At 66.8% G+C, this 7,186-nt stretch carries 6 protein-coding genes and 1 pseudogene; 3 read left to right on the top strand and 4 right to left on the bottom strand.

Going from position 1 to position 7,186, the window contains the following annotated elements:
- The first annotated feature begins 18 nt into the window (after positions 1-18).
- Together QSK31_RS38135 and QSK31_RS38140 are read left to right on the top strand one after the other, a co-directional pair.
- A complete protein-coding gene (locus QSK31_RS38135; RefSeq protein WP_285689582.1) occupies positions 19-1,353 on the top strand; it encodes a mannitol dehydrogenase family protein in 1,335 nt (444 codons plus the stop codon).
- Positions 1,350-2,147 (top strand): hypothetical protein, encoded by a 798-nt coding sequence (locus tag QSK31_RS38140; protein WP_285689583.1) that lies wholly within the window; start codon positions 1,350-1,352, stop codon positions 2,145-2,147. The genes QSK31_RS38135 and QSK31_RS38140 overlap by 4 nt, the downstream gene beginning before the upstream one ends.
- 126 nt (positions 2,148-2,273) lie before the next feature.
- On the opposite strand, the gene QSK31_RS38145 is transcribed toward QSK31_RS38140, so the two are convergent.
- Entirely contained in the window at positions 2,274-3,194 is a 921-nt protein-coding gene (locus QSK31_RS38145; protein WP_285689584.1) for an LGFP repeat-containing protein, read from the bottom strand.
- A 626-nt stretch (positions 3,195-3,820) separates the two neighbouring features.
- Here QSK31_RS38145 and QSK31_RS38150 point away from each other — a divergent pair.
- A pseudogene (locus QSK31_RS38150) lies at positions 3,821-4,168 on the top strand (transposase); the annotation flags it as partial.
- A gap of 58 nt (positions 4,169-4,226) precedes the next feature.
- Here QSK31_RS38150 and QSK31_RS38155 read toward each other — a convergent pair.
- The 3 genes from QSK31_RS38155 to QSK31_RS38165 form a co-directional block, all read right to left on the bottom strand.
- The gene (locus QSK31_RS38155) at positions 4,227-5,636 is read right to left on the bottom strand and encodes a pyridoxal phosphate-dependent decarboxylase family protein (RefSeq protein WP_285689585.1); all 1,410 of its coding nucleotides are present in this window, start codon (positions 5,634-5,636) and stop codon (positions 4,227-4,229) included.
- Positions 5,637-5,783: 147 nt separating this feature from the next.
- Entirely contained in the window at positions 5,784-6,632 is an 849-nt protein-coding gene (locus QSK31_RS38160; protein ID WP_285689586.1) for an IS5 family transposase, read from the bottom strand.
- 268 nt (positions 6,633-6,900) lie between these two features.
- On the bottom strand, positions 6,901-7,186 hold a 286-nt coding region (locus tag QSK31_RS38165; protein WP_285689587.1), incomplete at its 5' end, for a transposase.

The raw sequence follows: 7,186 nt of genomic DNA on the forward strand, positions 1-7,186 counted from the left end.
TCCGGCAGGATGGGGATCATGCCCGCCGAACGCCTCGCCCGCGCCACCCGGCCGCCGGTCCGCATCGCCCACCTCGGACTCGGTAATTTCTTCCGCGCCCACCAGGCCTGGTACACGGCTGCCGCGCCGGACGCGGACCGCTGGGGGATCGCGGCCTTCACCGGCCGGTCCAGGCCGTTGGCGACCGCGCTGTCCGCGCAGGACGGGCTCTACACCTTGATCGTACGGGGGCCGGAACGCGACGACCTCGAGGTGATCGGCTCGGTCGCCGAGGCGTATCCCGGTGACGACACCGCGAGCTGGCGGGCCGTCCTGACCCGGCGCCAGCTGTCCGTGGTGACGCTGACCGTCACCGAGGCCGCCTACCGCCGCGGCCGGGGCGGCGGCCTGGACGACCGTGACCCGGAGGTCCGTGCCGACCTGGCGGCGTTCCGGTCCGGCGGCCCGATGACCACGGTCCCCGGCCGCTTGGCGGCCGGCCTGAACGCGCGCCGGCTGGCGTACGGCGGCCCGATCGCGGTGGTCTGCTGCGACAACCTCCCCGGCAACGGGGCCGCCACGGCCCGGGTCACGCTGGACTTCGCCACGGCCGCCGAGCCCGCGCTGCTGCCCTGGATCCGTGACAACGTCTCCTTCGTGACGACCATGGTCGACCGGATCACGCCCCGCACCACCCCGTCCGACGTCGACGTCGTCGGGTCGGCCGGGCACGCCGACGAGGTGCCGGTGGTCACCGAGCCGTTCACCGAGTGGGTGCTGGAGGGCGAGTTCCCGCGGGGCCGTCCCGGGTGGGAGGCCGGCGGCGCCCGGTTCGTCGCCGACGTGATGCCGCACGAGTTGCGCAAGCTGCTGCTGCTGAACGGCGGTCACTCGCTCCTGGCATACGCCGGAAGTGCCCGCGGCCTGGAGACCATCGCCGACGCCGTGGGCGATCCGACCTGCCGTGCCTGGCTCGGTCAGTGGTGGGACGAGGCGGTCCGGCACGTTCCCCTGCCCCCGGGCGAACTGGCCGACTACCGGTCGGCGCTGCTGGAGCGCTTCGCCAACCCGCGCATCCGCCACACCCTGGCCCAGATCGCCGCCGACGGTTCACAGAAGATCCCGATCCGCGTCCTGCCCGTGCTGCGCGGCGAGCGTGCCGCCGGCCGCCCCGCCACGGGTTCCGCCCGCGCGCTGGCCGCCTGGATCTGCCACCTCCGAGGCTCCGGCGCACCGGTCAAGGACGAGGGCGCTCCGCCGTACGCGGAAAGGGCTGCCGACCCGCGCGACGTGCTCGCCCTGCTGGCGCCCGACCTGGCGGCCGACAGCACCCTGGTCGACGAGATCACCCGGCTGACCGGCGAGCTTGGATGACCTTCCTGCTGGACGTCGTCAGCAACGTCGTCGCGAACGCCGCCTTCTGGCTTCTGCTGGGCGCCACCTTCTGGCTGGTGAGCAGGTTCAGCCAGGCCCGTTTCAACAGGTTCTTCGGCACCTCGTCCACCGGCCGGGTGGTCGTGGTCCTCTCCAACCTGTGGAAGGCCGCCGAGAGCAGGCGGCCGGTCGGCTACACGATCTCCCTGCACGAGTCCCTGGCCGGCCAGCGCATCAACGCCCTTCTGGCCGCCGCGCCGCTGCGCCTGCCGGACGCGGTCCGCGGCCTGGTCGACGCGCTGTGGCTGCGCTCCCGCACCGAGTGCGTCCTGGAGGTGAGCCCACCGACCGGCGGCGACCTGGACGTGACCGGCACCCTGATCGTGATCGGCGGCTCCGGCCGCAACTCGGTCCGCGGCCGCCACCTCGAACAGGGCCTGCCCCGGGCCGCCCTGGTCTACGAGTCCCCCGACGGCGCCCAGGTGAGCCCGTCCGACAACCGCGAGGTGATCGTCCGCCGCAGCGGCGGCGACATCCAGCGCATCCGCTCCCAGCAGGGCGTGGCCATCATCGAGAAGGTCATCCTGCCGGAGCACCACCGCACGGTCTTCTACTGCGCGGGCGCCCGCAGCGACAGCACGTGGATAGCCACCGAGTACCTGGTCCGCCATTGGCGCCGCCTGGACCGCGAGTTCGGCGAGGACCCGTTCGTCATCTGCCTGGCCGTCCCCCTCCCCGACATCTACAGCGCCGACTACCACGAGCCGATCGTCCTGGCGACCATCCGGCCGTGAAGGGCAGCTGATTCCAAGGCGCCCGATCAGAGTCGCTCGAGCATGCTCAGCGATGCCCGGGCTGGGTGAATGCTCCGTTCAGTCTGCGGTTCGTATATTAGACATCGCCTTCGTTCATTCCGACCGCTATCTGGGGCGACAGCGCACTCCGTTAGGTTCGATGATGGTGTTGTTGTTTCCGTCCTTCAAGACGTGCGAGCCGGCCGTTACCTCGCAATGCGTCTCCGGCGCAGACGACCCGGATAGTAGCGAGATCAACGAGACGGCCCCGAGAATGGGAAGCAGGATCAGGGTTACCACCTCCCAGCCGCCGAGGGTGGCATCGACTGTGGTGCTGAAGGAGCCGGCACCCGACAGCGCACCCCAGTTGGCCCGGATCTCGGCGTTGAACCCGCTCTCGTTCCAGTCCTCATCGCGGGAGTCGAAGATCGATGTGGTTCCACCCACGTTGGCCTCGTACTTCGCGCCGATCGCCCGGTCCGTGTCGGGGATTCTGATCGCCGCGCCCACGGTGCAGAACAGGCCAACCACGCCACTGTTGTGCAAGTGTCCCCGGAAATGAAAGGTACCGGCGCTGGTCAGCGTCAGCTCCGCCCATCCGCCGACCGACGACACACCGATGTGGCCCGAGTTGAAGACCCGCCGCGCAGGAAACTCCACCACCTCACCGTCGTCCGCGGTCCAGGCGATCGCACCTCGCTCGAAGTGGCTGATACGTCCGGTCTGTTGTGTGTCGGGATCGGTCCAGTCCAACTCGTCGGTGGCCGGGAAGCCGAGATAACTTTGCTCCGCGCCCAGTTCGACGTACCGACCGAATATCGCGCCGAGGACCCAGCATGCCGGCAGTCCGTCGCGGCAATATATGGCGCTGCTCTCATATCGCTGAACGAAACCCTCCGTGCCCTGGGCGGGTTCCAGTTCGCCCACTTTGGCGCCGGGCGCACCGTTCAGCCTGGCGTACATCGCGGCTATCTTTCTTTCGGCGCGGCTGCGGGGGGTGAGTAGCGCGGCGGCATCGGGAAACTGGCCGTGCGGAGGTTCGAACATGAGATTCTCCCGTCTGCCCGTGAGAGATCCGTGACTTGCTTGCATCAACACGTCGCACTTGGTCTTCTACACGTATGGATCGGTGCCGTGCCCGCGCCGCAGGCGATCAATTCGGAGGTCTCGGACGCATCGATATTGATCGAGCGCATCGATATTGATCGAGGCCGGACTTGGCGCAGGCATCCATCGACAGTCTACAGTGTCTTGAGCGAATAGCCGTCCATGTTGTCACGCCCGGCGAACGAGTCTGATCCTCACCTCATGGCGCGATCAAGATCGATTCAGCGCCGTGCCGGAACTTTAGCGTGGGCGACGTCCGGCGGCACTCTACCTAGATGAGAGCTGCCTGTTCAGGATGGTTCTGGTGGCTGCTTGGCGGGTGTGGCGACCGTGATGCGCCGACCGCCGATCGGCGGCGGATGTTTCCGGTGTTGATATTGGCATTTCAGCGATGCCAACCAGACGGTGTCGGAGGGGATGGATGGCGATCAAGTTGTTCGAACGCACGGACAGCTCTGGACTAGCCTGGGCCCTTCGTTAAGGGTTGTCCAAGGGGCTGGTCTGAAACAGAAAAGTGCCTTCCGATCAGAGAGAATAGGGCTTGTCGAGAGTCCTGTTGTCCCGCCATGGAAGGCACTTGCAAGGTGAAGGTTACCGCAACACGTCCGAAGATCACGGTGACCGGGGACGGTCGGGGCGTGGTCGGTCACGCTGGTGCCCGGCTGCTCGCTGACCGGGCCGACACGACTGGGTTGACCAGCGGTTTCAGTCAGGCTTTGGCCGGCTTGCGGCAGCGGCGGCGCGGCCACGATCCGGGCCGGATCGCGGTCGATGTGGCGGTGATGCCCGCCGACGGTGGTGAGGCCATCGCCGATCTGGCGGTGCTGCGTAACGAGGCCGGCCTGTTCGGGGCGGTCGCCTCGGACCCCACGGCGTGGCGACTGTTGTCGCTGAGCCAGGTCCTCTCGCTCGCCACGCCGCCCGGCGCGCTGGAGATGATCAGCGCTGGGAGATGACGCTCGGGGCGTCGTGTCATCGGCCGGTGCGCAGCGCCGTTGCGGCGTCTCGCAGTGCGGTGGCGAGTCGATCGACGTCATCGTCTGTGGTGGCCCAGTTCGAGAAGGACACCCGCACCGCTGCTCGACCGTGCCATACGGTTCCGGCGACCCAGGCCTCGCCGCTGTGGCGGACGTGCTCGCACACCTGCCAGGTGGTCTCGTCATCGTCGACCCGGACGAGGACCTGGTTGAGCACGACGTCGTTGCAGACGATGAAGCCGGCGTCATCGCGGACGGCGTCAGCCAGGCGGCGGGCGTGATCACAGCAGCGTTCGATCAGGGCCTGGACGCCGGGGCGGCCCAACGATGCCAGTGCCGCGTACACGGGCACGGCGCGAGATCGGCGGGACATCTCGGGGACGAGGACGCCGGGTTCACGGGCGGTGCTGGTGGGCAGGTAGCTCTCGGTGGCGCCGAGCGTGGCACGAGCGGCGTCGGGGTGATTGACGATGGACAGGCCGCAGTCGTATGGGACGTTGAGCCATTTGTGGGCGTCGGTCGACCAGGAATCGGCTCGCTCGACCCCGGCGACGAGTTCCGACAGTCGTGGTGATGCCTGTGCCCACAGTCCGAATGCGCCGTCGACGTGGACCCATCCGCCATGTTCGCGGGTCAGGGCGACGATCTGTGCCATGGGGTCGCAGGCGCCGGAGTTCACGTTGCCGACTTGTGCGCACACGATGGCGGGAGTTGGGTCGGCGGCGAGGGTGTCGGCGAGCAAGTCGGCGCGCATCGCTCCTTGGTCATCGACGGCGACGCGTTCGACGAGGCGCGCTCCCAGGCCGATCATCTGTATTGCCTGCAGCACCGACGGGTGGACCTCGTCGCCGGCGATCACGCGGACGCGGGGGGCCTGAGTGAGCCCATCGGCCTCAACGTCCCAGCCCTGCCGTTGCAGTAGGACGTGGCGTGCGGCGAGCAGACCGACGGTGTTGCCGGCCGTGGCGCCGGTGACGAACCCGACCGTCGCTTCAGTCGGCAGACCTAGCACCTGCAGGATCCACCTTTCGGTGACGGCATCGACTGCGGCACCTGCCGGCGAGGACATCCGGCTGTAGGCGGTCTGGTCCCAGGTGGACACCAACCAGTCGGCAGCCAGCGCGGCGGGAAGGGACCCGCCGACGACAAGCCCGAAGTAGCGGGGACCGGCGCTGGCGATGGTGGCCGGGCCGAGGATCGCGGCCAGCCGTTGGACCACTGCCACTGCATCCGTGGCGTGCTCCGGGACCGGGCCGCTGAGAAGGTCCAGGACCTCGTCGTAGCCGGTGATCGCGTCCACATGTCGGTCCGGCAGATCCCGCAGGTACTCCATCGCCAATTCCGCTGCCCGCCGAAGAACGGTATGTGCCCCATCAAAGGAATCAGAGGCGGTGCTGTGATCCATCTACTTCTCCTTCGCCCGAATTCGACCGTGCGGGACTAGTATCCTGCGTCGGAAAATTGGTTGGATAAGGGTTGTGTTGGTGGATGCAGAGGATTGGCCGTCCGAGAGTCGACCTGAGAGGACGTCTGATTAACGTATTTTGTGGTGTTATGTAGTTTGGGGGTCTCGCCAGGTTGGGGTGGTTTCGTCGGTGAGGCGGCGGGCGAGGTTATCGATCATGGCGATGGTGATCATGCTTGCGGAGTTGTCGGGCCGGGTTTCGTAGTCGCGCACGAGGCGGCGGTGCTGCATGAGCCAGCCGATCGTTCGCTCGACGACCCAGCGTCGTTTGACCACGCTGAATCCTTTGAGCTGCGGGTCTTTGGTGACGATCTCGACGTCGATGCCGAGTTCGGCGCCGTGTTCGACGGTTTTGACCTTGAATCCGGCATCGACCCATGTCTTGGTGATGGTGGGGTGGGCGGTGGTTGCCTGGTCGAGTAGGTCGTTGCCGATGGTGTTGTCGCTGACGCTGGCGGCGGTGACGATCACGGCGAGCAGCAGGCCGAGGGTGTCGGTGATGATGCCGCGTTTACGGCCGACGATTTTCTTGCCGGCGTCGATGCCCTGGGTGTCGAGGGGTACGTTGGTGGAGGTCTTCACGCTTTGGGTGTCCATGATGGACGCTGTTGGTTCGGCCGCTCGTCCGTGGTGGTCACGGACGAGTCCGGTGAGGTTGTAGTTGAGTTCGGTGAAGATCCCTTCCTTGGTCCATAGGGAGAAGTAGCCGTAGACCGTCGGGTGTGGAGGGAAGTCGTGCGGGAGGTAGCGCCAGGCGATGCCGGTGCGGTTGACGTAGAGGATGGCGTTGAATATCTCCCGTAGGTCATAGGTAGGGGTGCGGCCTTTGATGCCGAGCGCGGTGCGGGCGTCGGTGCGGGCCTGACGCCACGCGGTCAGCCGGGGCGCGATCAAGGCCCAGCGGGGGTCGGACGGGTATGCGCGACGTTCAGTCATAGTGGTGGATTACGGTGTTGGTGGCCTGCTGCGAGGACGCCGTGTCCGTCGATTCCGTGGTGAAAGTCGATGAAACACGATCGAGGGGCGAAAAGCGGCCGAACGGCTCAGAGGTGAAGCAGCTAATAGTGCGTGATTCGGGTAGATCGGCCAAGCAGCGCCGCCGTTATCTGTTTCCAAATGCCTTATACACCACCAGTGCTTATAAAACTTCCAGTAAGAGTGCATCTGATCCGTGAGTGCCGGATATCGTCTGCGATGTACCTGTTTAGTCGCGCCAGGTTTGGGTGGATTCTCCGGCCAGTCTGCGGGACATTGTGTTAGCCATGGCCCACAAGACCATGGCACGTGATCGTTGCGGGAGGGCCTCGTAGTCCCGGGCCAGGCGGCGGTGTTGCATCAGCCAGCCGAAGGTCCGCTCGACCACCCACCGGCGCGGCAAAGGACGGAAGCCCTTCTCCGCAGGGCGCCGGGTAATCGTCTCGACGTCGATGCCGTGCTGGGCCCCGCGCCGCCAGACCGTGGCCTGATATCCGCCATCAACCCAGACCTTG

Origin of the sequence: Actinoplanes sp. NBRC 103695, from assembly GCF_030269485.1 — a bacterium.
Classification (GTDB): domain Bacteria; phylum Actinomycetota; class Actinomycetes; order Mycobacteriales; family Micromonosporaceae; genus Actinoplanes.

What these genes read in the sequence shown, in the direction of transcription:
- QSK31_RS38145 (WP_285689584.1), bottom strand. Translation starts at nt 3,194, where the DNA reads ATGTTCGAACCTCCGCACGGCCAGTTTCCCGATGCCGCCGCGCTACTC.
- QSK31_RS38135 (WP_285689582.1), top strand. Translation starts at nt 19, where the DNA reads ATGCCCGCCGAACGCCTCGCCCGCGCCACCCGGCCGCCGGTCCGCATC.
- QSK31_RS38140 (WP_285689583.1), top strand. Translation starts at nt 1,350, where the DNA reads ATGACCTTCCTGCTGGACGTCGTCAGCAACGTCGTCGCGAACGCCGCC.
- QSK31_RS38155 (WP_285689585.1), bottom strand. Translation starts at nt 5,636, where the DNA reads ATGGATCACAGCACCGCCTCTGATTCCTTTGATGGGGCACATACCGTT.
- QSK31_RS38160 (WP_285689586.1), bottom strand. Translation starts at nt 6,632, where the DNA reads ATGACTGAACGTCGCGCATACCCGTCCGACCCCCGCTGGGCCTTGATC.